The sequence below is a fragment of the [Clostridium] saccharolyticum WM1 genome (genome assembly GCF_000144625.1).
Taxonomy (GTDB): domain Bacteria; phylum Bacillota; class Clostridia; order Lachnospirales; family Lachnospiraceae; genus Lacrimispora; species Lacrimispora saccharolytica.
This window is the reverse complement of the sequence record NC_014376.1, coordinates 2602793-2625181: the sequence shown is the minus strand read 5'-3', so window position 1 is coordinate 2625181 and position 22389 is coordinate 2602793. Positions and strand designations below refer to the sequence as shown.

The window sequence follows — 22389 nt, the reverse complement described above, 5'->3', positions numbered from 1 at the left end:
AAAATCATGAAATCAATATTAATCATTGGACTTGGCCGGTTTGGTCATCATCTGTGCCTTAATATGGCAAGACTTGGAAACGATGTTATGATCGTGGATCAAAAGGAAGAATGTCTTGAGGATCTGCTTCCATATGTTACCAGCGCAAAGATCGGTGACTGTACCAATGAAGCAGTCTTAAAGAGCCTGGGCATTGCCAATTTCGATTTGTGCTTTGTGTGCATTGGAACGAATTTCCAGAGCAGCTTAGAAATCACCAGCCTGGTCAAGGAGCTGGGAGGCAGGAGAGTCATCAGTAAGGCAAACCGTGATATCCATGCCAAATTCCTGCTGCGGAACGGAGCCGATGAAGTTATTTATCCGGACAGGGATATTGCAGAAAAGCTGTCTGTCCGTTACAGTACGGACCATGTGTTTGACTATATAGAGCTGACGCCGGAATATTCCATCTATGAGATTCCTCCCCTACCTGAATGGGTGCATAAGTCCATAAGGGAAGTGGATATCAGAAACCGGTATCATATCAGTGTCCTTGGGATCAAGCGGGAAGGAAGAGCCCAGCTCATGCCGCCGGCGGATTATGTCATTCAGGCTCAGGAACATTTGATGGTGATTAGCAAAAGGGAACATATTGAGCATATACTAAAGGAATTAAAGTAGAGAAGCATAGGAGGTTTGATATGCCTGCATGGTTGGCTTCTAATGGTTCCACGATTTTTATAGCCCTGATCCTTTTGGTCCTGGTTTGTTTTTCGGTAAGAAAATTCATAAAAAATAAGGGAAGCTGTGGCTGTGGCGGCTGCAGCGGAGGCTGCGGTCATTGTCCTTATAGAAATGCGGATGAAGAGAAGAACTTATAAAAGGGGAAAGACAAAGGAGGATGCCGCCTGCTTGCATGGGGCATCCTCCTTTTTGATGTTTCTTATTTTAAATCTAATTTTAAGTCTCCCAATTTAATCCAGCCCATTTTTCTAAGTATTTCGCCAAACAAAAGGGTGATTAAGGCCGGAAGCAAAAAACAGACCATCAGGATTCCCAGCCACATGAACAATCCGCCTTTCATGGCAGTGTAAACGCCGATAGGGCCTACCAGACCACAGGTACCCATGCCGGAGCCGGCAGGTATGTTTTTTAGCTGGAATAACATGGTGGCGATAGGACCTGTTATCATGGAAGCCAGGGTGGGAGCAATCCAAACTTTTGGGTTTTTTACAATATTTCCCATCTGAAGCATACTGGTTCCAAGGCCTTGGGCCATAAGGCCTCCTACTCCGTTTTCCCGGAAGGAAAGGACGGCAAAGCCGATCATCTGTGCACAGCAGCCGGCTGTAGCGGCACCCCCTGCCAGACCGTCAAGAGATAAGGCGATGCAGATAGCGGCGCTGCTGATGGGAAGGGTGAGAGCAATTCCAATTAGGGCGGATACCAGGATTCCCATAAAGAATGGCTGAAGTTCTGTGGCAGTTTTTACAAGAGAGCCAAACCAGCTCATAAAGCCTGCCACACCTGGTCCTACGGACTGTGCAATTAAGACTCCGGAAATAATGGTTACTCCCGGGGTAACCAGAATGTCCAGTCTGGTCTCCTTTGAGACAATCTTTCCCAGTTCCGTGGCAACCACCGTTGCAGTGAGAGCACCGATTGGTCCGCCTAGAGAATTGCCGGCTATGCCAACGGTCGCTGCGGAAAAAAGGACAAGGGCAGGGGCATGAAGGGCATAGGCGATAGCAACCCCAAGGGCAGCACCTGTTGCGCCTTTTGCATAATCTGCGATTACATTGAAGATAGTGAGATTGAATTGCTGGCCCAGAGTACCGAATATGGTTCCGATCAAAAGAGACGCAAAAAGGCCAAATGCCATCGCACCCAATGCATCAATGAGATAGGTCTGGACAGTAATTGTGACGTTTTTCTTCTTGAGGAATTCTTTTACGCCGCAGTTTTCCATGATAAAAATCTCCTTTTATTTGAATGGTGCACACATTTGACCTTTGTCAAAGCAGTTGTCATGTATTCTACCATAAAATGATCAGATTGCAAGGCTTTTTAAAGGATTTTGTTAAAAATGATAATTTTTAAACAATATCCTCAGGAAAATCCCTTCGGACGCTGCTTGACTTTGTATAAGGTTTGTGACACAATAAATAAATGTAATTTCATGTAAAACTCTGGAAAGAAAAGAGGTATCTTCCATATGACTAAAATTGATATTATTTCCGGTTTTCTTGGAGCCGGTAAAACAACCTTTATTAAGAAGCTGCTGCAGGAAGCCATTGCCGGAGAGCAGGTGGTCCTGATTGAAAATGAATTTGGTGAAATAGGAATTGACGGAGGGTTTTTAAAGGATGCAGGGATCGAGATCCGGGAAATGAACTCCGGCTGTATTTGCTGCTCCCTGGTAGGTGATTTCGGCCAATCCCTTGAAGAAGTTTTGACAAAATACCATCCGGACCGGGTGATCATCGAACCGTCAGGGGTGGGAAAATTATCCGATGTCATGAAAGCGGTAATTGACGTAGCGTCAGAAATAGAAGTGACCTTAAACAGTGCAGTCACCATTGTGGATGCGCAGAAATGTAAAATGTACCGAAAAAATTTCGGGGAGTTTTTCAATAACCAGATAGAGAATGCCGGTACCATCGTATTAAGCCGAACGGATATCGCTCCTGCCGACAAGGTGGAGCAGGCGGTTGAGATCATACGGGAGCTGAATCCAAATGCTGCTGTTGTGACAACTCCATGTGAGGAGCTGACCGGAAAGCAGCTTCTGGAGATCATTGAAAAACCGGACACCATGGCTGAGGACCTGATGAAGGAAGTGAGAGAACGCCGTCATCACCACGTTCACGGGGAAGCGTGCGGCTGCGGAGGCCGCCATGAGCATGGAGAGAAAGAATGCGGCTGCGGCCACGGCCATGACCATGATCACAGCCACGGGGAAGAATGCGGCTGCGGCCATGACCATGATCACGGTCACGGGGAAGAATGCGGCTGCGGCCACGGCCATGACCATGATCACGGCCATGGGGAAGAATGCGGCTGCGGCCACGGCCATGACCATGATCACGGCCACGGGGAAGAATGCGGCTGCGGCCACGGCCATGACCATGATCACGGCCATGGGGAAGAATGCGGCTGCGGCCACGGCCATGACCATGATCACGGCCACGGGGAAGAATGCGGCTGCGGCCACGGCCATGACCATGATCACGGCCACGGGGAAGAATGCGGCTGTGGCCACGATCACAGCCATGATGCGGACGAAGTATTTACCAGCTGGGGCCTTGAGAATGTAGGGGCCATACGCAGAGAAGAGCTGGAAAAGATTCTTGATGAACTGGCATATGGTGACAGTTTTGGGGATGTACTTCGTGCAAAAGGTATGATTCCAGGCGAAGAAAAGGGCACTTGGCATTACTTTGATCTTGTGCCGGAGCAATACGAAATCCGGAAAGGAACACCGGAATATACCGGCAAGGTCTGCGTGATCGGAGCGAATTTAAAGGAAGAGGAACTTAAGAAATCCTTTGGAAGATAAGCGGAATGGAGGGTATTATGAGCAACACGGACACAATGGAAGACGACTTTATGCCGGTATTCCTCATAAATGGATTTTTAGAATCTGGAAAGACCCAGTTCCTTCAATTCACCATGGAGCAGGATTATTTTAAGGCTGATGGAAAGACCTTGCTGATCGTATGTGAAGACGGGGAAAACGAATATGACCAGTCTCTGTTAAAACGTACCAGGACGGCAGGCATCTTTATAGAAAGCATTGAGGAGCTGAACCCGGACAGGCTTTTGGAGCTGGAGCTGCTCTACAACCCGGAGCGGGTTTTGATCGAGTGGAATGGAATGTGGAATTTAGACGAGCTGAAGCTCCCGGATGACTGGAAGATCTATCAGCAGATCACCCTGATCGATATGTCCACCTTTGACCTTTATGCTGCCAATATGAAGCCTTTGCTTTATTCCATGGTCCGCAATTCAGAGATGGTCATTTGCAACCGCTGCGACGGGATCCAAGACTTATCCGGATACCGGCGGACTCTTAAGGCAATGTGTCCCAAGGGAGAGATCGTATTTGAGGATGCTGACGGAGAAATCAATGAGATCCAGGAGGAAGACCTGCCCTATGATATGAGCGCAGATGTGGTGGAAATCTCACCGGAGGCCTATGGTATCTGGTATATTGATTGTATGGAAAGACGGGACCGTTATGAGGGGAAGATTGTAGAATTTACCGCTATGGTTTTGAAAACTCCTGATTTCCCTAAAAATTATTTTGTGCCAGGACGTATGGCAATGACCTGCTGTGAGGATGATATGACTTTCTTAGGTTTTGTCACTAAGTCCAGGGAGGCAAAAGATCTGGAAACAAAGCAATGGGTTCGTGTCAAAGCAAAGATTGCCTATGAGTTCTGGAAAGATTATGAAGGGGAAGGCCCTGTATTATATGCGGAATCAGTGATTCCGGCCCAGCCGGTCAAAGGATTCGTGCAGTTTTAGAAATGAAACTTCTTTCCCTGAATATCAAGTTCCGCGTGATAAAATATAGCCCGCTCGTTATTTCCATTCTTTTTATTTTACCGGATAACGAAATGAAGATAAGAGAAAAGCCGCAGTAATATCTGCGGCTTTTTCTCTTAGGCTTATAATCTCTCCATCGGTCAGGGATATGCCTTTTATCCTATTGTCATTCAGAATTTACATTGGAGGTACCGGTGTGGGCCTGTCCGGATCAAAGACGTCAGGAACTTGAAAGAGATCCGTTAAGCTATCAGGATAATAATACATCCGGTATCCGTCCAGATTTCTCCGGGCCTGGCGGAAATAATCGGTGCCCATCTGCATCCAGGTAGGTTTGCTGGCGTCCACGTTACAGAAATAGCGGAAGCCAAGGGATTTTAAATATGTAAAACGTTCATTATCATTGGTATAAGGAGTCCAGCTTCCGATATCGCTGCCAAAGGGAAAGAGGATAATATCCGTAGGTCCTGTTAAGGATTCAACATTACGTTGCCATTTATCACAGTCCGCCTTAAAGTGGCTCATGTGTATGGTTCCCATATTCCGGTGGCCCCAGCTATGGGAGGCCAGCTCCCAGCCATGGTCTTTTAAGGACTGGGCTACCTTTGCAGCCTGTTCCCGGTCCGCCTCATAATTAGGGTTTGTGTCTTTATAGGATTCATCTGTCCGGTAACCTAAAATCCCGTTATAGCCCGTAAAGGCCAGGATCCCTCTTGCTCCCTTATAGGAAAAACCAGGATGGGTTTTTATAAAATTTTCAAGAATCGGCACCAGATCATAATCTCCTACAGAAACGCTGCCGTCAGGCATCTTCATTTCACAGGTTGGGTATCCATCTTCGCCAATGACTATGCGGGAAGCAAAGCCGTCTCCATCCATATATTCATAATAGCAGACATCATCCTGTGACAGCACAAAGGCCTTCTTGCCTGGGGGAAGCATGATATCACCATACACAAATTTCGGATTGCCGTTCTCATCCTTTCCTTCATAAGCAAGATCGTGAATTTTCACCAGAACATACCCTTTGTCATACATAGACTGCATGATCTTAAGAAATTCCGATTTGGTAGTCATCATCTGGTTGTAGCCCCCCTGTTTGGAATCTCCGTCAAAGGCTTTTGAATTATCCATAATTAGGGAATGGAAAAAAACATGGGTGACTTCCTGGGGATTGATCCTTACCAGGGCATCCTTTGCAGTCTGATAACCGGCAATGGCAGATGCAACCTCATCTCTTGTAAGGAACACGGGATCAGACTGGAGGAGATTTATGGCTCCTTCGTAATCATACCCTGCAGCAAGAGCTTCCGCCTGGGAAAGCAGGGATTTTAAGTTTTCTTCATTGGCCTGTTTGCTTGAGGTGGTTTCAGCGTTGGAAGGAGTCTGGGGGTCTTCCTCAGAAGGATGCTCTGCGACTGAGGAATCTGCTGGCAATGCCTTGTTATTAAATTTCTTGTTGATTGCAATTCCGCATAGGGTCAAAACAGTGACGATTAATATTCCCAGAATAACGATTAGGATAACCTGCAATGTATTGTTCCGGCCTCTGCCGGAACTCCGTCCGCGAAAGTCATGTTTGTTCATAGCTTAACCTCATAATTTCTGTAGTATTGGGACAATATTCAAAGCGCTGTAATATTCCCTGTACAAGTATAGCATACTTTGCCGGAAGTTGAAATGAAAAGGAGGTAATTTTTTTTGGAAAAAGTGGCATATGTATGTGAAACAATCCCATACAATGGTACAAAGGAATTTTAGGGGATCGTGTATCATATGAAGAGAGTTACGGCATTTGTATTAAGCTGCCTTTTGCTGTTTTCCTGTTTATGCTTTCCGGCGGCAGGGCAAGAGCCGGATGTGGCGGTAGCCTCGGACATGATTATCCAGGCAGAAGAGGCGAAAAAGGTAAATGCGGAAGGTGGTCCGGCCTTGCAGTCTCCCAGTGCTGTCCTGATGGAAGCGTCGACCGGACAGATTATTTATGAAAAGAACGCGGATGAAAAAAGGAGCCCGGCAAGTATTACGAAGATCATGACTCTGATACTTATTTTTGATGCGCTGGATTCCGGTAAGATCAAGCTTACGGATGAAGTTGTGACCAGCGCCCACGCAAAGTCGATGGGAGGCTCCCAGGTCTTTTTAGAAGAAGGAGAAGTGCAGACGGTCGATACTCTGATTAAGTGTATCGTAATCGCCTCAGGCAATGATGCCTCAGTCGCCATGGCGGAATACATAGCAGGAACGGAAGATGAATTCGTTAAGATGATGAATGAAAGAGCGGCAGGACTTGGAATGACAAATACCCATTTCGAAGACTGCTGCGGACTTACCGAGTCGGGAACTCATGTGACAACAGCCAGAGACATTGCACTTATGTCCAGGGAATTGATTAACAAATATCCACAGATTCATAATTATTCAACCATCTGGATGGAGAATATCACTCATGTAACAAAGCAGGGAACAAAGGAATTTGGCCTTTCCAACACCAATAAGCTATTGAAAATGGCGACAAATTTCAATGTAACCGGGTTAAAGACCGGATCCACATCAGTAGCAAAGTATTGTCTCTCAGCAACGGCGGAAAAGGATGGGGTCCGTCTGATCGCCTCCATCATGGCTGCTCCGGATTATAAAATCAGGTTCGCAGATGCCCAGACTCTTTTAAATTTTGGATATGCCAACTGTAAACTGTATGAGGATAAGGAGATGCTGCCTCTTCCTGAAATGGTGGTAGATAACGGAGTAGTGGATCAGGTCCCGTTAAAATATGGAGGTTCATTTTCCTACTTAAGCCTGAAAGGTGAAGATTTTTCTACCATTGAAAAGAAACTGGAGCTGGAACCGTCCGTCTCTGCGCCTGTAGAAGAAGGGCAGAAGGCAGGAAGCCTTATTTATATACTTGGTGGAAAAAAGATTGGGGAAGTTCCCGTATTAACAGCCGAAGCCGTGAGGGAAGCCAAATTTACCGATTATTTCAAACGCCTTTGGATGGCCTTTAACCTGTAATGGAACTGTGGCATTGAGTTTGCCCTGTAAGCGATGTATCACTTATGAGCATCGCTTACGGGGCTTTTTTGTGCCGGGAAAGAAAACGGTATATTTTGACAGTTATTTCTCTTTCATTGAAATAGATTGACGGAAGGGCAGGGAAAGGATAAGATTAATTAGAATATGGAAAAATGAATTGGGAGGAAAACAGGTGGGAGATCGATTGCTTGCCCAATGGTATCAGATGTCTTTGAAACGGAAAATGTATGTGATCATCGGAAGTGTGGGGATCATTATGGCAGCTTCCATTTTCATCAACCTGAAAGTGGCATATATTTTTATTAACGATGTGAGCGTAATCATGGATGACAACCTGGCCTGCTACAAATTTCAGGAATCAATGGAACATGAGATAGATTGGTTTGCCCAGTTGCTGGCAAATAATACTCCGGAAAATAAGGAAGCCTACCGGCAGGCCTGCCAGGAAACCAGAGGGTATATAAACAGTCTGCCCTATGATTACGATAAAATCGGAGAAAAGCGTTACGGGATCACCTGGAATATCATAAACAGCTACGGGACCTATGAAAAGCAGCGGGAAAAAGTGGTGGCTATGAGCCAGGGGGATCCCGGCTATATTACGGAATTGTATAAAGCATACAGTATGCAAAACTACCTGGATATTTATGGGTCACGTCTTACCAAGGTAGTTTTAATGGGCGGAAATGATTATTATGAAATTCAGATCCCTGTACTCAAGCGAATGCCTTACATTCTGGTTGCCATCAGTATTGTTGCATTTCTGATGCTTGTAGTCCTTTTACGGTTTATTACGGGCAGTATTGTAAAAACCGTTGTACAACTGGCTACAGTCTCCGGCAAGATTGAAAAAAACGACTTTTCATCCCCGGATGTCTGCTGGGATGGCAGGGATGAGATCGGACAGCTGGTGAGCGCTTTCAACAAGATGAAGCATGCAACCAGGGATTATATCACTGCCAATGAGGAAAAGAGGGTGATGGAAGAAAAGCTGTACCGGCAGGATTTGGAGAGGGCAGAGCTTGAGAAGCGGTTTTCCATGGCCCAGCTTCAGCTGATTAAAAGCCAGCTAAATCCCCATTTTCTCTTTAACACATTAAACATGATTACCAGGATGGCGCAGATGGAAGAGGCGCCGGTTACGGAAGAAATGCTGGTAGCAATCAGCAATCTTCTCCGCTACAGCCTCCGCACGTCCAATGCCTTTGAGCCTCTTGAACAAGAGCTGAAGGTGGTGAAGGATTATATGTATATTCAGCAGATGCGCTTTGGTAACCGGATTCAATGGAATATCCACTGCAGCGAGGACTTATACCAGGAGGAGGTGCCGGTATTCATACTTCAGCCTTTGGTGGAGAATGCGGTAATACATGGCATATCGGAAAAAGAAAGCGGAGGAAGCATCGACATCAGCATTAAAAAAAGCGGAGAGCTTTTATGGGTGTCTGTGTCGGATACAGGAAAGGGAATGGGCCCGGACAAGCTTTTAGCGATCCGAAAAGCGGCTGAGACCAAGGGTACAGGGCTTGGAATCGGGCTGGGGAATATTTACAGGAGGATTTCGTCCTATTACGAATATGGAAAGGTAACCATTGACAGCAGCGAAAGCAGCGGAACAAGGGTGCAGATTGAATTTGGCCGTAGAAGGGATAAGATGGATCATGTATCGGTTGATGATAGTGGAAGATGAAATGATTGAACGCATGGTACTAAAAAAAATGCTTCAAAAGAAATTCGGAGAGGAGTGTCAGATTCTTGAGGCTCAAAATGGCAATGAGGCCGTTGAGATTTTTAAGAGAGAAGAGATCCAGGTGGTGATACTGGATATTGGGATGCCGGGAATGAACGGAATCCAGGCGGCGGAAATCATGCGGAAGGAAAAAAAGGATTGCTGCCTTATTTTTCTTACGGCTTATGACCGTTTTGATTATGCCAAAAAGGCGATCTCCATCAGAGCCATGGAATATTTGCTGAAGCCATATTCCCAGAGAGAGGTTCTTGGGGTGGTTGAAGAGGCACTGCGCCTTACCAAAGAACGGGAAGGCCGTCCAGGAGAAATAAAGGTGCAAAAGGCAGAGGAAGAATCTGATGCACCAACTGAAAAGGAGAAGCTGCAGCCGGTTGGGGAAGATGAATCTGATTTTAATGGCAACCGCCTGTCCGTTATGACCTCCATGGTAGAAGAATACATCCGGATAAATTTCATGAATGATCTTTCCATGAGTGAAACAGCCCGGGCGGTAGGTTATTCTGAACCTTATTTTTGCAGGATGTTCAAGCTGCAGTTTGGGCAAAGTTTTACCTCCTATCTGGCGGAATACCGGGTGAGAGAAGCGAAAAAGCTTCTGGTACAGCCCAACGTGAATGTGAAAGAAGTCGGAGTCAGAGTAGGATACGCTGATTCCAATTACTTTACAAAGGTGTTTAAACGTCTGGAAGGTGTGAATCCGTCCGAATACAGAATCGCCAGACTAAAGGATCTTCAATCCTATTGAGGTTCAGGAGATAAGGCGTAAAGCTTACAGGATATAGGAACGGACAAAAAACAGGAAAGGCGTTTTGGGAGAGAAAGTATGGACAAACGGATTGTAAAAAGGGGCATGTTCGCCCTTTATCTGGCAGTTGCCGTAATCTTTGTTTTTGGTCTTATGAAATGGGGGAACATGGGAGATTATCTGTTGCTGTCAGGCCGGAAGGAGGCACCGGAATATGTGTTTTCCTACGCAGATAACCAGCCTGAGGATTATCCTACGGTACAAGGGGCTAAGGAGTTTGCCAAACTGGTGTACGAAAGGACGGAGGGAAGAATCAAGATCAAAGTGTTTGCCGAAGGAGAGATGGGCAATGAAAATGAAGTGGTGGAGCAGATTCAGTACGGTGGAATAGATTTCGCAAGGGTTTCCGTGATGATGTTAACCGATTTAAAACCCAGATTTAATGTACTCCAGCTCCCTTATCTGTACCGGGATGAAAAGCATATGTGGAAGGTGCTTGACGGGGAAATCGGTGAGGAATTCAAGAAGGAGCTTGAGGGCAGCGGACTGGTGGCCCTTTCCTGGTATGATGCAGGAGCCAGGCATTTTTATAATTCCTCCGGTCCCATAGAATCTGTGGAGGATATGAAGAACATGCGCATCCGTGTTGCGGAATCGGATATGATGGCAGCGATGGTTGAGGCACTGGGAGCCAGAGCAGTACCCATAGCATATTCTGATATCTATGCGGCTTTGGAAACCAGCAGTATCGATGGTGCGGAAAATAACTGGCCGTCCTATGAAAGTATGCGTCATAATGAGGTGGCAAAATACATTACACTGGATGCCCACAACCGGATTCCTGAGATGCAGCTTGTCTCTCAGGCTACCTGGGACCAGTTAAAGGAGACGGACAGGGAGATCATCTCGGCCTGTGCAGAAGAGTCCGCCCGGTATGAAAGGAAGCTATGGCAGACAAGGGAGCAGACGGTCAGGGACCAGCTGATCAAAGAGGGGTGTATTGTCACAGAACTGAGCCCGGCAGAGCTGGCCAGGTTCCGATCTGCTGTTAAAATAGTTTATCAGATGTACTGCAGTCAATACAGTGATGTGGTGGACAGGATCGCCAAGATCCGGTGAAACATTGGATTTTAAGGAATCAGGGGGAATTAATAAGGGATGCATTCAAGAGGAAATAAGTGGCTTGAATGCATCCGTTTTTTGTTTCTCTGAAAGAATGGCTTATTAAGTGGAATATAGGTGTTGACAAGTAATATTATATCGCATATAATAATATTATACGAAATATAATATATAAAATTAAATAATATTATATTTCGATTCAATAGAAGAAAGAGAGGTGGGCAATCGTGGAACCAAAGCGTTTGTACCGTTCTGTAAAAAACAAAGTCCTCTGCGGTGTGTGCGGCGGCATTGGTGAATATTTACAGGTTGATCCTGTTATGATAAGGCTGATATGGGTCCTTTTGATGCTGCTTCAGTCATGGCGTCATTTGTTCCAGTCATTTATGGGATTTTCCCTGGTGGGAGGAAGTCTGGTTCTTTATATCATTGCCGCGGTCATCATACCCCAGGCACCAAAGGATGAAACAAGGTAAACTTCTTAAGTATCAGGGATACACCCTTCGGGTGTACCTGTATCCCGGAGAACATGGGCAGTAATAAAGATAGGAGTGGACACATGGTTTTTAACACAGGAGCAGCATTATTGGACGCCATTGTCCTTGCAGTAGTATCAAGGGATCAGGAGGGTACTTACGGTTATAAGATTACCCAGGATGTGAGAAATGTCATTGAGATTTCAGAATCAACCCTTTATCCGGTACTACGAAGATTGCAGAAGGAAGAGTGTCTGGAGGTTTATGATCTGGCATTTGACGGAAGAAACCGAAGATATTATAAGATTACGGAAAAAGGACGGGTTCAATTGAACCTTTATAAGGGTGAGTGGGAAGGCTACTCGCAGAAGATATCCCGGATTTTTGAGGAGGCACATATATGAGCAGGGATGAGTTTATGAGAGAGCTGGAGTATCTGCTGTCGGATATTCCAGATGAAGAAAAGGCGGATGCCATCGGATATTACAGGGATTATCTGGAAGAAGCAGGACCGGAAAATGAAGAGAACGTAATACGGGAATTTGAAAGTCCTGAGCGAATAGCAGCCATTATCCGTTCGGATATATCCGGGAATTTAAAGGACGGAGGCGAATTCACAGAGACCGGTTACCGGGATGAACGGTTTAGAGATCCCAATTACCAGATGGCAAAGCGGTATGACCTTCCCGAGGTATCAGAGGAGAGAAGATACCAGGAAGGTGAAAGAGAGAACAAACACGCAAGGCGGAGAAGAACCATGGATGGGAACCGGACCGTGAAATTTATTTTATGGATGATACTGATTATTGCCGCTTCTCCTATGCTTTTGGGAATAGGAGGCGGGCTTGCAGGCATAGCAGGAGGACTTATAGGAATCCTTGCGGCGGCGGTCATTGGAATAGGTGCTATAACCTTTGCCCTATTGGCGGCCGGGGTTTGTATGGTTTTAGCCGGTATTGTTTCTATGGTGATTCACCCTTTAAGCGGTGCCCTTTTACTTGGACTTGGGGTTCTGTTTCTTGGACTTGGCTTAATTGCCCTGGCAGTCAGCGGTGCTTTTTACGGAAGATTTCTTCCGTTTCTTTTCAGGAGCTTTGTAAATGTCCTTAGCAGACTATTTCACGGAAGGAGAAGCCGTCTATGAAAAGGTTTATAAAGATATGTTTGATTGCCGGAAGTATCTGCGTTCTGGTTGGCGGGGGGATTTCAGCCGTATCCTCTGTGCTGGGAGGAAATTTACAGGATATCGTGCCCCAGAGAGCCATAGAATGGAGAAGAGGGATATCAGGAATTGCTCTGGACACCTTCTGGGAAGATGGAGATTTCTATGATTTTTATAGTCCGGAAGCTTTGAATGGGAAGGAAAAAGGTCAGGAAATTTTTTCTTCTCCGGAAGTAAAAAAATTGGATATAGTAATGCGTACGGGAAATGTTGTTTTTATTGAGGACCCAATAGGCAGTGAAGTGAAGATCTTCAGCAACAGGGATAAAACCTGTTGGAGCCAGTACGAAGAAAATGGGGAACTGGAGCTGCAGGAATACACCGGATGGGATAGAAAGGATGGCCCGGAGCTGCTTTTTACAGTCCAGGTACCAAAGGATTACCGCTTTACTGAAGTCCGCTTAAAATCTGTTCATTCCAACCGTTTTTCCGACGGAGAATCCTCAGGCCCGGCGATGAAGGCACAGGCCCTGTCGGCTGATGAGCTGGATATTGAAGTCCAGGCCGGTGCTGTAAAAATCAACCGCGGAACGGTGGAAACGCTTTCTATTGAAAGCAGTGCAGGTGCCGTGGAATTTTCCGGAACCACCTCCGGCGATATTGAGGCAGTATGCCGGGTAGGTGCCATAAAGCTGGAGCTTGATGGGAAAAAGGAAGATTACAATTATGATGTCCAGTGTAAGATGGGAGCAATAAAAATCGGAGAGGAAGGCAGTGCGGCTTTAAAAGGCAGGAAGCAGACAGATAACGGAGCAGATAAAAATATGGATCTGGAATGCAACACGGGAACAATTCAGGTGGAATTTATGAATGAATTATAAACCGCCTTTTGTTTTTATCATATCATCACAGAATAAACAGATCAAAGGACAGAGAGGAGATACAAAAATGGAAGATAATCAAAAGAAATTATACCGTTCTGATTCGGACAAAATGCTTTGCGGTGTATGCGGCGGAATTGCAGAATATTTTAATGTGGATTCTACCCTTATCCGGCTTTTATGGGCAGTATTGGCCTGCACAGGCACAGGTATCTTAGCTTACTTTATTGCAGCGATCATCATTCCCAGAAGATAAAAAGGGTATGATAAAGAAAAGGCAGGCCATCCGGTCCTGCCTTTTCTTTGTAAACACTGGAAAAAGTTTACGTTTAATTCTTCTGCCAGCGGGCATACTCTCTTTAGATTTAAGAAAAGGAGATGTTAATATATGTCAAAGGGAAAGAAAAACGAACCATTTGATCCTCGCAATATGAAGCCTGAGGATGTACTTAAATTCGAAATTGCCACAGAGCTTGGCCTTGGTGATAAGGTAATAAAGGATGGCTGGCGCAGTCTGAGCGCGAAGGAAAGCGGACGGATCGGGGGTCTGATCACGAAAAGAAAAAGGGAAATGAAGAAAGAGGCTCTGTCAGCGGAAGAGGAAGCATAGGTTCCCGGTGCCTGTGGCTGTGAAAAGGAAATGTCAGGGATTTATCTTGCACCATAAGAAAAAATCTTTTATAATGTACTTCAAAGAGGAGAGCCTTTCAGGTGTCCTTTTATGCCAGAATCCCATAGGCAGGAAAGATGCAGGAAGATGGAGAAACAGGAATTAAGATGCGGATACACCACAGGAACCTGTGCCGCTGTTGCTGCCAAGGCAGCGGCGGTCATGCTGTTTACCGGGCGTGAATTACAACATATGAATCTTATGATGCCAAAAGGAAGGTCGGCGGATCTTCCTCTTTTTCATGTTGACATAAAACGGAGTGAGGCATCATGTGCCGTTAAAAAGGATGCAGGAGATGATCCGGATGTGACCCACCAGGCTATGGTATTTGCGTCTGTTCAATATACGGACGGTAAGAAAGAGAGACAGGCACAGGGGATTTACCAACTGAAAGGGCAGGAGGGAAAAGGTCCCCTTTATCTCAAAGCCGGTGAAGGGATCGGCTGGGTGACAAAGCCGGGCTTGTCCTGTCCTCCAGGCATGCCGGCCATTAATCCTGTCCCCCGGGACATGATATTTGGAGGCGTGGAGGAGGCAAGAAGGGAAGCAGGCTTTCAAGGCTCATTAACAATTACCATCTGGATGCCGGAAGGAAAATCATTGGCGGAAAAAACCTTTAATTCCAGGCTGGGAATCCAGGGAGGGCTTTCCATTCTGGGAACAACAGGAATTGTAAAGCCCATGAGTGAAGATGCGCTGATTGCCACCATACAACTGGAATTGCACATAAAAGCTGTGGCAGGCATGAAACAGGTAATCCTTGTGCCTGGAAATTACGGGGAAGCCTTTATCCGGGAGACCCTTGGCCTTTCCTTAAAGGATGGAGTAACCTGCAGCAATTTTATAAGGGAAGCCTTAAAAACGGCAGGTAAGGAAGGATTCCGCAGGATCCTGTTTGCTGGCCATATAGGGAAGCTGATCAAAGTGGCCGGAGGTGTACCCAATACCCATTCCCAATATGGGGACCGCCGAATGGAAATTCTTTGGGACTGTACCGCTCCTTTTTCAGTGGAAAAGGAAGGCATCAAACATAAAATTTTAACAGCCAATACCATGGAAGAGGCCGCCGGAATCCTAAAGGACCATGGGATTTTAGAGCCTGTTATGGGAGAGGTAATGAACCGGATCCAAAAACACATGACTCTATGGTCAGAAGGGGCAGAGGTGGAGGTGGTGACATTTTCCGCAATGTACGGTATACTGGGAATGAGCCGTGGAGCGATGGAGCTTATCAGGCTGTTTTCCCGGCCAGGGGCCGAAGGAATTGAACAGGAGGTATAAGACAATGGCTGGAATCATGTACGGGATTGGAGTAGGGCCGGGAGACCCGGAACTTATGACATTAAAGGCAGTAAAAAGAATCAGGGATTTAAAAGTCATTGCAATTCCCCATAAAAATAAAGCACAGTGTACGGCATATCAAATTGCCAGGCAGGCAGTGCCGGAAATAGAGGAAAAGATATGCCTCCATCTGCATATGCCTATGACAAAGGATGAAAATGAACTTAAGAAAAGTCATGAAAAAGCGGCAAGTGCGGTGATGGAATATCTGGACAAGGGAGAGGATGTGGGATTTATCACCCTTGGGGATGTAAGCATTTATTCTACCTTTACCTATCTTTGGGAACGGCTTTGGAAGGAAGGTTATGCCACCCGTCTGGAAAGCGGGATACCATCCTTTTGTGCCGTGGCGGCAAGACTTGGGATCCCCCTGGTATCAGGGGCGGAGGAACTTCACATCATTCCGGCATCTTACCAGATAAAGGATGCCCTGAAGCTTTCAGGAGTGAAAGTGCTTATGAAGGCTGGCAGGCAAATGGGGGCGGTTAAAGAAGAACTGAGAAAATACGGTGCCAGTGCCGTGATGGTGGAAAACTGCGGAATGCCGGATGAACGGATCTATGGTACTTTGGAGGAGATTCCGGAGGATGCCGGCTATTATTCTTTGGTGATTGTGAGGTAATTATGGTACATATTGTAGGAGCAGGTCCTGGAGCGACGGACTTAATTACTGTTAGAGGCAGGGAGCTGATTAATCGGGCGGATGTGATCATTTATGCAGGCTCTTTGGTTAATCCAGCTCTATTGGAGTATAGAAAGTCCGGCTGTCAGGTTTATGACAGCGCCAAAATGACCCTTGAGGAAGTGATTGCCCTTATAGAAGCGGCGGAGCAGGAAAAAAAGACCACGGTAAGGCTGCATACCGGTGATCCCAGTATTTACGGAGCAATACGGGAACAGATGGATGCGATGGAGAAAAAAAAGATCCCTTTTGACGTATGTCCGGGAGTCAGTTCTTTTTGCGGCGCCGCCTCTGCACTAAGGATGGAATATACCCTGCCCAATGTAACCCAAAGTGTGATCATCACCAGAATGGCAGGCAGGACGCCTGTACCGGAGCGGGAATCCATCGCTTCCTTTGCAGCCCATCAAGCCACTATGGTGATCTTTTTAAGTACGGGAATGCTAAACGAACTGACAGAGGAATTGATAAAAGGAGGTTATCGGCCCGATACTCCTGCCGCCATCGTCTATAAGGCCACCTGGGAAGAGGAAAAAACCGTAATCTGCACGGTGGAAAGCTTAAATGCCAGTGCTAAAAGAGAAAATATAAAAAAGACGGCCCTGATCCTTGTTGGCAATGCAGTGGCCCAGAACGGTTATGAGCGCTCCAGGCTTTATGATCCGGTTTTTACAACCGAATACCGGAAAGGAACGGGGGATAAAGAATGAGGCTTTCCATCATTTGCTTTACAGAGGCGGGAGCAGGGCTTTGTATCAAACTATTACAGGAATTATTAAAAACCGGTCAGCCTTGTGAGGGATATGGTCCGGAATCCATTCTAAAATCCTGCCCTGGGGGGGATCTTATGATCCCTGTTTCCACTTCCCTTTCCCAGTGGACAAGGGAACAGTTCTCCCAGAAGGAAGGGATCGTGTTCATAGGAGCCGCAGGCATCGCTGTTCGGGCTATAGCCCCCTTTTTAAGGAGCAAGGCAGAGGACCCGGCTGTGGTGGTCATGGACGATAGGGGCAGATTTTCCATTTCTCTTTTATCAGGCCACTTAGGAGGGGCCAATGATCTGGCAATGCGGCTGGCAGGGATTGCAGGCGGCCAGGCGGTTATTACCACAGCTACAGATAATCACGGCAGATTTGCAGTGGACCTTTTTGCCAGGGAACAGGGGCTGGTTATCACGGAATTAAAGAAGATAAAGGAGATTTCCGCTGCCAGCCTTAAGGGAGAAAAGATAGGATTTCATTGTGACTTTCCGTTTTCAGGAAAGCTGCCTGACGGGCTTGTATCAGGGAAAGTGTTCCGGATAAATCTCTGGATCACCATGAAAGAAAAGGCAGAGAAAGAGGTCCTCAGGAATTCCTTAAGGCTGGTTCCAAAGGTCCTGGTGGTGGGAATCGGATGCAGAAAAGGGGTCTCGGCTGAAACCATAGAAAGGGTCGTGGACCTTCTTTTCAGGGAATGGAACCTGTCCCCTGAAGGCATGGCTGCCTGTGCCAGCATTGATATCAAGAAAGAAGAAGAGGGCATCTGCCAATTTGCTGCTGCAAAGGATGTCCCGTTTTATACCTATCCCGCCAGGGTTCTTGAGGAAACAGAAGGAGAATTTTCTTCCTCATCCTTTGTGAAGCAGATTACAGGAGTGGATAACGTATGCGAACGGGCGGCCCTTGCCTGTGTAAAGGCCCTGGGAGGCGGCAGGCTCCTGGCAGGAAAAAAGGCGGCGGAGGGAGTGACGGCAGCCGTGGCTGTCCTGGATTGGAAGATGGCATTGGAAAGAAAAACTATATTCAACCTCGATTCATTAGGAGGCAAAGGATGATAAAGTCAGGAAAGCTTTATGTAGTAGGAATTGGTCCGGGTTCCTATGAGGATATGACGGTAAGGGCGGCAAAGGCGCTGGAAGAAAGTGAAATCATTATAGGGTATACCGTCTATGTGGACTTAATCAGGGAGCATTTTCCTCATAAGGAGATGCTTTCCACGCCTATGCGCAGAGAGCAGGAACGGTGCCGCCTGGCCATTGACCAGGCGAAAAAGGGAAAGATAGCAGCCATGGTATGCAGCGGAGATTCAGGCGTTTATGGCATGAGCGGTCTGATCCTAGAGATGGCACGGTCAGAGGAAGGGGTGGAGATCGAGATCATTCCGGGAGTGACTGCGGCCTTAAGCGGGGGAGCCATGTTAGGCGCCCCTCTTGGCCATGACTTTGCAGTGATCAGTCTGAGTGACCTTCTGACCCCGATGGAATTAATCGAAGAAAGGCTCAGGGCTTCTGCTCAGGCGGATATGGTCATCTGCCTCTACAATCCTTCCAGTAAAAAAAGGGCCGGTTATTTGAAGCGGGCCTGTGAGATCCTTATGGAGTATAAAAGACAGGAAACAGTATGCGGCCTTGTTAAAAACATTGGCAGGAAAGAAGAGGAGATGGCAGTCATGACCCTGGAGCAGTTAAGGGATGCCCAGGCAGATATGTTTTCCACCGTATTTATAGGAAATTCAATGACAAAACTTCTTAACGGAAGAATGGTTACACCAAGAGGTTATAAAAATGTGTAGGGTTCTGATTTTTGGCGGTACTTCGGAGGGCCGGATACTGGCGGAGTTCTGTCATCAAAAGGAGATTTACGCATGGGTCAGCGTTGCTACCGGATACGGAAGGGAGGTTCTTCCGGAAAGCAGGTATCTTCGTATTCATGAAAGCCCCATGACGTCCAATGAAATGGAAGATTTTATCAAACAGAAAGGCATTACCCTTGTATTTGACGCCACGCACCCTTATGCTGCCCTGGTAAGTGAGAACATACGCTTCGCTTGTGAACGGACAGGAGTCTCCTTAAAGAGGGTCATAAGGGAGTCTTCCCAGGGACCGGGACCGGTGGATCAAAAGGCGGGAAATATCCTGTGGGTCGGTGATCTCAAGGAAGCTGTTCTGGCCTTACACAGTATACCTGGAAACATTTTAGTCACAACGGGGAGCAAGGAGCTATCTGCATTCACCGGTCTTGATTCCTGGGAAGAACGGGTGTATGCCAGAGTGCTCCCCACCCTGTCCGTAATCTCCGCCTGTGAGCAGATGGGATTTAAGGGAAAGAACTTAATTGCCATGCAGGGCCCTTTTACCTCGGAAATGAACCGGGCCATGATTAGGCAGTATGGAATTCGGTGTCTTGTGACAAAGGAGGCCGGAAGTGCAGGCGGCTTTCCGGAAAAGATGGAAGCAGCAGCGGAATGCGGAATCATGTCAATTGTCATCGGGCGTCCGGCAAAGGAAGAAGGAATCACGGTCTTAAAAGCAAAGAAGCTTTTAGCCCTTTCGAAAGAACGGGGCGACCTCCAGCCGGCCTTTCCCGGACTGCGGCAGCCTGAAAGAAGAAAGGTATTTTTAATAGGAACCGGAATGGGCGGAGAGGATCAGATGACCATCAGGGCCTGGAGGGAACTGGAAAAATGCGATGTGGTTTTTGGCGCAGAGCGGATGCTCTCCGGTATTTCTTCACGAATTCCCCATGCCGTAAAGAAACCCTTTTACACCAGCAGGGATATCCTTCCCTGGCTTGAGGAGCATCAGGAGTTTAACAGGATCGGGATCCTGTATTCCGGTGATACAGGCTTTTACAGCGGCGCAAAAAAGATGGCGGAATCACTGGCAGGGGAACTGAAGGGCCAGAAGTATGAAACGGAGATTATACCGGGAATATCATCGGTTTCCTATTTATGCTCCAGACTGAAAACCGGCTGGGAGGATGTAAGACTTGTAAGCCTGCATGGCAGGACCTGTGATATAATCACGGAGCTGGGTCTTCATTCCAGGGTATTTGCTTTGCTGGATGGAACGAATACGGTAACCAGCCTGTGCACTACCCTTATGGATCATGGGCTTTGCCAAGTAAGGCTGTCCGTAGGAGAACGGCTTTCCTATCCGGATGAACGGATAACCACCGGAACGCCGGATGAGCTGGTGGGTCAGAAATTTGATCTGCTGTCGGCTGTATTGATGGAAAGACAAGGCTGTCTGGCTGATCAGGAGGCAATTTATGAGAGATGAACTGTTTATCCGTGGAGAAGTGCCCATGACGAAAAGCGAAGTCCGGGCCGTGTCCCTATCAAAACTGGAACTGGATCAGGATTCAGTCCTGTATGACATAGGAGCCGGAACCGGCTCAGTGTCCATAGAAGCCTCCCGGTATCTTGCCGGGGGCAGGGTCTACGCCATTGAAAAGAAGTCGGAAGCAATAGCTCTTATGAGGGCCAATAAGGAAAAATTTGCAGCAGAATGCATGGAAATCGTTGAAGGGGAAGCCCCTGAAGCATTGTCCTCTCTTGAAGCTCCTTCCCACGTATTTATCGGGGGAACCTCCGGTTCCATGGATAAGGTGCTTTCCCTGGTTTTAAAAAAGAATCCCGAGGCCAGAATCGTAATCAATACAATAGCTCTGGAATCTCTGGCTGAAGTTGTCTCCTGGTTAAAGGGTCATTCCGTCACGGCTGAAATCGTCCAGGTTCAAATATCCAAAGGAAGGAAAGCGGGAGACTATCATCTAATGATGGGACAAAATCCTGTTTATGTAGTCTCCTTTGGAGGGAAAAGGAGGAATATATTTGAATAATTCTTATCCCAGACTGATGCTTGCGGCCCCTAAAAGCGGAAGCGGGAAGACCATGCTGACCTGCGGTCTCTTAAATGCATTTCAGTTAAGAAAGCTGTCCTGCCGGTCCTTTAAGTGCGGTCCGGATTACATTGATCCCATGTTTCATAAACAGGTGCTTGGCATTGACGGAGGAAATCTTGATACTTTTTTCCTGGATAATGAGAGGGTCAGGGAGCAGTTTACAGACCAGGCATGGGAAGCCGGTATCTCCGTCATCGAAGGCGTCATGGGGTATTATGACGGAGTGGGGGGAGATACCACGCATGCCAGCTCTTATGAGGTGGCATGCGTCCTGGATACGCCGGTCGTCCTTATTCTGGACTGCAAAGGAGCCAGCCTGTCCCTGGCTCCGGTAGTGAAAGGTTTTTTAGAATACAAGGAAAACAGCCATATAAAAGGCGTGATCTTAAACCGGACATCCCAGCTTATGGCAGACCGGCTGACGCCTGTGATGGAAGAATTGGGAGTGCACGTTTACGGATTTTTTCCGGAATGCGAGGAAGGGGCTTTTGGCAGCCGTCACTTAGGCCTGGTGCTTCCGGGAGAATTAAAAGGCCTGAAAGACAAGCTTCAAAGTCTGGCCATGAAGCTGGAAACCACCATTGATGTAGACGGGCTTTTGAAACTGGCTCAGGATGTAAATCCGCTGCCACTTTCGAAAAAAATTTTAAAAAAACTGGATTTCCCCATGGTCAGGGGGGAGGAAGTGCTTATAGGAATGGCCCTGGATGAAGCCTTTTCCTTTTACTATCAGGAAAATTTAAAGCTTCTTGAAGAAATGGGGGCAAGGCTTATTCCCTTTAGCCCTATCCGGGATAAGAGGCTTCCTTCCGGCATCAGCGGCCTTTTGCTTGGCGGAGGTTATCCGGAGCTTTATGGCAGGGAGCTGTCGGAGAATGAATCCATGCTCCGGGAGATAAGAAGGGCTTCAGAACATTCCCTTCCCTTACTGGCCGAGTGCGGAGGCTTCCTCTACCTGCATGAGGAACTGGAGACAAAGGATCATGAAACCTTTTCCATGGCAGGCATCATACATGGAAAGGCAGTTCCAGGGTCACGGCTGCAGCGGTTTGGCTATATTGAGGTATTTTCCAAAGAGGATACCTTATTTTTTAAAAAAGGAGAATCCATCCGGGGGCATGAGTTCCACTATTGGGAAAGTACGGATAACGGAGCCTGTATGGTGGCAATAAAACCAGGAGGAGGAAAACGCTGGGAATGCGTTCATGGAGAAGGGAATCTGCTGGCAGGCTTCCCCCATTTTTATTATCCCTCCAACCCTGTCCTGCCAAAGCGTTTTGTGGAAGCATGCAGGAGGGTAAGGAAGGCAGAAGAGAACTAAAAAACTTTG

The 22389-nt window shown here is 47.0% G+C and carries 24 protein-coding genes; 22 read left to right on the top strand and 2 right to left on the bottom strand.

Annotated features, from left to right (window positions below; genetic code table 11):
• The first annotated feature begins 6 nt into the window (after positions 1-6).
• Complete coding sequence (locus CLOSA_RS12280; protein ID WP_013273090.1) at positions 7-660, top strand: potassium channel family protein; 654 nt, start codon at positions 7-9, stop codon at positions 658-660.
• A 20-nt stretch (positions 661-680) separates the two neighbouring features.
• A complete protein-coding gene (locus CLOSA_RS12275) occupies positions 681-860 on the top strand; it encodes a FeoB-associated Cys-rich membrane protein (protein WP_013273089.1) in 180 nt (59 codons plus the stop codon).
• Between the two features lie 62 nt (positions 861-922).
• Here the strand turns inward: CLOSA_RS12275 and CLOSA_RS12270 are convergent, their stop codons facing one another.
• Positions 923-1948, bottom strand: coding sequence for a PTS transporter subunit IIC (locus tag CLOSA_RS12270; RefSeq protein WP_013273088.1), 1026 nt, complete (start codon positions 1946-1948; stop codon positions 923-925).
• A gap of 246 nt (positions 1949-2194) precedes the next feature.
• Between CLOSA_RS12270 and CLOSA_RS12265 the strand changes: the two genes are divergently transcribed.
• Together CLOSA_RS12265 and CLOSA_RS12260 are read left to right on the top strand one after the other, a co-directional pair.
• Positions 2195-3538: a CobW family GTP-binding protein gene (locus tag CLOSA_RS12265; RefSeq protein WP_013273087.1), complete on the top strand. Its 1344-nt coding sequence runs from the start codon at positions 2195-2197 to the stop codon at positions 3536-3538.
• Between the two features lie 17 nt (positions 3539-3555).
• Positions 3556-4509 carry a TIGR03943 family putative permease subunit gene (locus CLOSA_RS12260; protein ID WP_013273086.1) on the top strand — a complete coding sequence of 318 codons (954 nt, stop codon included), beginning with the start codon at positions 3556-3558 and terminating at the stop codon, positions 4507-4509.
• 198 nt (positions 4510-4707) lie between these two features.
• On the opposite strand, the gene CLOSA_RS12255 is transcribed toward CLOSA_RS12260, so the two are convergent.
• The gene (locus tag CLOSA_RS12255) at positions 4708-6117 is read right to left on the bottom strand and encodes a polysaccharide deacetylase family protein (RefSeq protein ID WP_013273085.1); all 1410 of its coding nucleotides are present in this window, start codon (positions 6115-6117) and stop codon (positions 4708-4710) included.
• A 189-nt stretch (positions 6118-6306) separates the two neighbouring features.
• On the opposite strand from CLOSA_RS12255, the gene CLOSA_RS12250 reads away from it, so the two are divergent.
• The 18 genes from CLOSA_RS12250 to CLOSA_RS12165 all read left to right on the top strand — a co-directional run bounded on the left by CLOSA_RS12250 (position 6307) and on the right by CLOSA_RS12165 (position 22380).
• Complete coding sequence (locus tag CLOSA_RS12250; RefSeq protein ID WP_013273084.1) at positions 6307-7542, top strand: D-alanyl-D-alanine carboxypeptidase family protein; 1236 nt, start codon at positions 6307-6309, stop codon at positions 7540-7542.
• Between the two features lie 193 nt (positions 7543-7735).
• The gene (locus CLOSA_RS12245) at positions 7736-9253 is read left to right on the top strand and encodes a sensor histidine kinase (protein ID WP_013273083.1); all 1518 of its coding nucleotides are present in this window, start codon (positions 7736-7738) and stop codon (positions 9251-9253) included.
• The gene (locus CLOSA_RS12240; protein WP_013273082.1) at positions 9225-10058 is read left to right on the top strand and encodes a response regulator transcription factor; all 834 of its coding nucleotides are present in this window, start codon (positions 9225-9227) and stop codon (positions 10056-10058) included. The genes CLOSA_RS12245 and CLOSA_RS12240 overlap by 29 nt, the downstream gene beginning before the upstream one ends.
• A gap of 78 nt (positions 10059-10136) precedes the next feature.
• Positions 10137-11177, top strand: coding sequence for a TRAP transporter substrate-binding protein (locus CLOSA_RS12235; protein WP_013273081.1), 1041 nt, complete (start codon positions 10137-10139; stop codon positions 11175-11177).
• A 230-nt stretch (positions 11178-11407) separates the two neighbouring features.
• Positions 11408-11656, top strand: coding sequence for a PspC domain-containing protein (locus CLOSA_RS12230; RefSeq protein ID WP_013273080.1), 249 nt, complete (start codon positions 11408-11410; stop codon positions 11654-11656).
• Between the two features lie 83 nt (positions 11657-11739).
• Positions 11740-12060 carry a PadR family transcriptional regulator gene (locus CLOSA_RS12225; protein ID WP_013273079.1) on the top strand — a complete coding sequence of 107 codons (321 nt, stop codon included), beginning with the start codon at positions 11740-11742 and terminating at the stop codon, positions 12058-12060.
• On the top strand, positions 12057-12800 hold the full coding sequence (locus tag CLOSA_RS12220; RefSeq protein ID WP_013273078.1) for a DUF1700 domain-containing protein: 744 nt from the start codon (positions 12057-12059) through the stop codon (positions 12798-12800). Before CLOSA_RS12225 ends, CLOSA_RS12220 begins: the two co-directional genes overlap by 4 nt.
• Complete coding sequence (locus CLOSA_RS12215; RefSeq protein WP_013273077.1) at positions 12797-13699, top strand: DUF4097 family beta strand repeat-containing protein; 903 nt, start codon at positions 12797-12799, stop codon at positions 13697-13699. The genes CLOSA_RS12220 and CLOSA_RS12215 overlap by 4 nt, the downstream gene beginning before the upstream one ends.
• Before the next feature lie 67 nt (positions 13700-13766).
• Positions 13767-13955, top strand: coding sequence for a PspC domain-containing protein (locus tag CLOSA_RS12210; protein ID WP_013273076.1), 189 nt, complete (start codon positions 13767-13769; stop codon positions 13953-13955).
• Positions 13956-14087: 132 nt separating this feature from the next.
• The gene (locus CLOSA_RS12205) at positions 14088-14309 is read left to right on the top strand and encodes a small, acid-soluble spore protein, alpha/beta type (protein ID WP_013273075.1); all 222 of its coding nucleotides are present in this window, start codon (positions 14088-14090) and stop codon (positions 14307-14309) included.
• Positions 14310-14456: 147 nt separating this feature from the next.
• The gene (gene cbiD, locus CLOSA_RS12200) at positions 14457-15650 is read left to right on the top strand and encodes a cobalt-precorrin-5B (C(1))-methyltransferase CbiD (RefSeq protein WP_157669014.1); all 1194 of its coding nucleotides are present in this window, start codon (positions 14457-14459) and stop codon (positions 15648-15650) included.
• Between the two features lie 4 nt (positions 15651-15654).
• Positions 15655-16332, top strand: coding sequence for a precorrin-2 C(20)-methyltransferase (gene cobI / locus CLOSA_RS12195; protein WP_013273073.1), 678 nt, complete (start codon positions 15655-15657; stop codon positions 16330-16332).
• A 2-nt stretch (positions 16333-16334) separates the two neighbouring features.
• The gene (gene cobM, locus CLOSA_RS12190; protein ID WP_013273072.1) at positions 16335-17102 is read left to right on the top strand and encodes a precorrin-4 C(11)-methyltransferase; all 768 of its coding nucleotides are present in this window, start codon (positions 16335-16337) and stop codon (positions 17100-17102) included.
• Positions 17099-18208, top strand: coding sequence for a cobalt-precorrin 5A hydrolase (locus CLOSA_RS12185; RefSeq protein ID WP_013273071.1), 1110 nt, complete (start codon positions 17099-17101; stop codon positions 18206-18208). Before cobM ends, CLOSA_RS12185 begins: the two co-directional genes overlap by 4 nt.
• Positions 18205-18945, top strand: coding sequence for a precorrin-3B C(17)-methyltransferase (gene cobJ / locus CLOSA_RS12180; protein ID WP_013273070.1), 741 nt, complete (start codon positions 18205-18207; stop codon positions 18943-18945). The genes CLOSA_RS12185 and cobJ overlap by 4 nt, the downstream gene beginning before the upstream one ends.
• A complete protein-coding gene (cobK, locus tag CLOSA_RS12175; RefSeq protein ID WP_049791658.1) occupies positions 18938-20434 on the top strand; it encodes a precorrin-6A reductase in 1497 nt (498 codons plus the stop codon). The genes cobJ and cobK overlap by 8 nt, the downstream gene beginning before the upstream one ends.
• The gene (gene cbiT / locus CLOSA_RS23060; protein WP_041708626.1) at positions 20424-20996 is read left to right on the top strand and encodes a precorrin-6Y C5,15-methyltransferase (decarboxylating) subunit CbiT; all 573 of its coding nucleotides are present in this window, start codon (positions 20424-20426) and stop codon (positions 20994-20996) included. The genes cobK and cbiT overlap by 11 nt, the downstream gene beginning before the upstream one ends.
• Complete coding sequence (locus tag CLOSA_RS12165) at positions 20989-22380, top strand: cobyrinate a,c-diamide synthase (protein ID WP_013273069.1); 1392 nt, start codon at positions 20989-20991, stop codon at positions 22378-22380. Before cbiT ends, CLOSA_RS12165 begins: the two co-directional genes overlap by 8 nt.
• Positions 22381-22389: the final 9 nt, after the last annotated feature.